Annotated in this window: 1 protein-coding gene and 1 pseudogene; both read right to left on the reverse strand. The window is 44.0% G+C overall.

What is annotated here, in order from left to right; translation table 11 throughout:
* Positions 1 to 323: pseudogene (locus ACFINW_RS09555) on the reverse strand (filamentous hemagglutinin); the annotation flags it as partial.
* A gap of 68 nt (positions 324 to 391) precedes the next feature.
* Positions 392 to 3,700: hemagglutinin repeat-containing protein (locus ACFINW_RS09560; protein WP_375674246.1), on the reverse strand; the 3,309-nt coding region annotated here is incomplete at its 5' end.

A 3,700-nucleotide genomic window follows, 5' to 3' on the forward strand; every position in this document is an offset into this window, starting at 1 on the left:
TCTTCCTCTGGCTTTAAAAAGTGATACAGAGTGATATATTTTCCATCACTGCCTTTTATAGGTTTTCCATTTTCATCGGTTAAATAGAGGACATTGCCATTTTCATCATGCGCAACCTCACCCACTGGATGGTCAACATAAAATGCCATTTTACGAACCCCATCCCATATATCAAACCATTCATCTACCCATTTATTTCTCATACCTAAACGATTACGCAATATATCCTCAAGCGGTGCGACATCTAGCTGTCCTACTGCTTGGTGGGCTGTAGCGGTGTTGCAGTTGAGTGCATCAATGATTTGTCCAGCATCTTGCCCCATTGCCCTCTGTCCAGTTGTATCAGTAAGGATGATAGTCCCATCGCTGATAGCAGATTTGGTTTCCCCTTCTACTCCATCATGCGCTTTTTAGAGGCTACATCATTGTGCTTTTTAGGGGCTACATCATGGCGCTTTTTAGGGGCTTCAGCATTACGCTTTTTAGGAGCTTCAGCATTACGCTTTTTAGGGGCTACATCATGGCGCTTTTTAGGGGCTTCAGCATTACGCTTTTTAGGAGCTTCAGCATTACGCTTTTTAGGGGCTTCAGCATTACGCTTTTTAGAGGCTACATCATTGTGCTTTTTAGGGGCTACATCATTGCGCTTTTTAGGGGCTACATCATGGCGCTTTTTAGGGGCTTCAGCATTACGCTTTTTAGGAGCTTCAGCATTACGCTTTTTAGGGGCTTCAGCATTACGCTTTTTAGAGGCTACATCATTGTGCTTTTTAGGGGCTACATCATTGCGCTTTTTAGGGGCTTCAGCATTACGCTTTTTAGAGGCTTCAGCATTACGCTTTTTAGGGGCTACATCATTGCGCTTTTTAGAGGCTTCTTCACTATATTTTTTATAGGCTTTATCGCTGTATTTAAATCCTTCTTCCAGCAATTGTGTTGCCATTTCACGGTCTTCACCAGCTGTTTGTTCCAGCTTAGTGACATCTATTTGTGATACACCCTTATGAGCTTCAGCGGTATTACGGTTAAGGGAAGCTATGGTTTGATCAACGCCTTGCCCTGTCAATGCCTTCTGCCCTGCTTCATCAGTAATGACGATGGTGCCATCGCTAATGGCAGATTTGGTATATCCTTCCCTTGAATCCTGTTGTTCTGCATGATCTAAAACATTTTTGGCAATGTTTTTAGCGATGTCGTATTCGCCCATTGCACCACCCGCTGCAATGCTAATCCCATCACTGCTGGCTTTGGCACTCGCACTGTTGGTAATATCACTGGTGCTGATGCTTCCTGTGGTCAGGCTGTTTTTTTCTGCCAAGGCTGTGCTTTCAATAATACCTCCAGTCAGCGTTGTTTTATCTTTAACGGTGATCTCAAAGCCGTCATCACGGGCTTTAATGCCTGATTGTTCCACAACACTGTGATAATCGCTGGAGGATTGATCATTTTGGAAAGAGACGTTTATTGATGCACCATCAGGCTTTCCATTGCCTTTAACCCCAACAGAAACAGAGTTTTTTTTGCTGGAACTTTGTCCCGTATCACTGCGGCTGACAACGGTAAAATCACCTCCTACTTCCATTTTTACACGCTCTCCAGAAACCACTGCTCCTGCCAATGTGGTGTTTCCCCCACTGTTGGTGTGAACCGCGCCCGTGCCTATAATATGGGCGTTCTTTTGTTGAACCGCCTCACTGGAGCCTTCTCCTTGACTAAAGGAGGCATTGCCTGTTCCCTCTGCGCCACCGGTACCATAACTGGCTCCGATATTCATTGAAGCGCTTTGGTTATGGTTTTGTGTGCTTTGCGTGTTTTGCGCACTTTCAAAGGTAATGTGCTGTCCTGCATCCAAGTTGATATTCCCGCTCTGCGGATCATTGCCCAGCGCATAAACAGGATTGGTACCGGCAATAACGTCGGCTCCAACACCATGGATGCTGCCTTTGTGGGCTTTCATATTGACAGAACGCCCAGCTTCTATGCTATTGGTTACAGCAGTAGATGTCTGAGAAGACTTCTCTTCCTTTTCAGTCTTAAAGCCTACGGTAACACTGGTAGAAATATCCACCATTTTGAGAAGGGAATCTTTTGTTGATCCGCTCTTTATCCCATTATAGAGATCTTTGCCTTTGTTATAGAGATCTTTGCCTTTTAGACCAAGAATGATGCCATTGCCGATTTTGTGTTTTGTATCCCCATGACCAAAACGTTTTCCTGCATCCTTTATATCTTGTATGGTACTAAGAATGCCAACATTGACAGAACCTGTAACACCAGCAAAGAAATTTTCATGTTTTTTTTGTGTCTTAGAGATATCTTGGCTTTCCGAAAGCGTGATATTATTACCGGCATCAACACTCACATCACGACCTGCTGAAACATCGGCTGCTTGCAAGGTCACATCATTGTTCGCACTGATCCGCACATCTTGGCGTGCCGTGATGTGTGATTGTGTGGAAGTGGTTTCCCATTGATCGCTGGTGTCTTTCGTGCTCTCAACCCCAACTCCTACAGAAACACTGCTGCTGCTGTTTCCAAACTGAAAACCAAAACCTGAACGCTTTTCTTCAGAATTTGACTTATGGCTATTATGACCCACAAGCACATTGACATCACGAGCTGCCGAAAGGTTAATATTCTCACCTGCAAGATCAGAGCCAACAATTGTCACATCTTTTTTCTTAGCAGTGATGTTGATAGTGCCATTCGCATTGAGAGAAGAGCCTTGATGTTCAAAACTTTCTTCATTTTCTGTCTTTGTCTCACTCCCATATATCGATAAAAAGTCCTTGCCTGAACCCGCGCCCAAACCAGATGCATGTTCTTCTGAGTAGCTGCTATGGTGATCTGTCATACCATCAATCGTCACACTTTCTCCACTCACATTGATATTTTGACCGGAAAGCAGATGAGAAGCAGAAATCTTGGCTTCTCCTTGTGCGTCTAACACGATGTTGCCCGTCGCCCCAAGGATAGAGGAGACCGTTGTGGTATGCGATTGAGAACTATCGGACGATTCCTCATGCAAAAAGCTACTTGAAGACGATTGGTATTGCTGGTCGTAGTGTTCTTGAGCGCCTTTTATAAGAATATTCCCACCAGAATGAATAGAAATATCCGCTTTTGCTTGATCTGGTGTTTCCTCTTTTTTTCCAGCAAGAAGCATCGACCCAATGATTTTTGTATCGTTGCCAGATTCAAAGGCTATCCCTTCACCGCCTGTTATACTTGAGCTCACGACTTGGGTAGCCTCAACATTATTATGGACTCTCTCACTAAATATTCCATCCTCTTTGTGATCAGACATCTCATAATTTAAGCTATCTTCTGCATTGTTGATTAAAATATCGTTACTGGCTTTCAGCCCCACCTTGCCCTTGGCATCTATATCGGAAGCAGAGACATGGATATCGTGCCCCGATATGATATCCATATTCTTTCCAGAACTTAGATGAGAGCCATTGTGCAAGGCAACATGGGAGGTTTCACTCCCATTCTGATTGTCCATACTGTTGCGTGTGGCATCAATCGAAATATTCCTCTCAGCTTGCAAGAGAAGTTTATCCTTTGTTTGAACATCAGAGCCTAAAATATTCAAATCTTTTCCAGAGGCAAGTGTCGTCGAGCCTCCAGAGTTGACTTCTGATTTATGATGCATGGTGGCATCACCCTGTTCATCATGGTAATGGGTTTCTGCTGA

The organism is Bartonella sp. AA18HLJMS (assembly GCF_042197245.1).
GTDB lineage: Bacteria > Pseudomonadota > Alphaproteobacteria > Rhizobiales > Rhizobiaceae > Bartonella.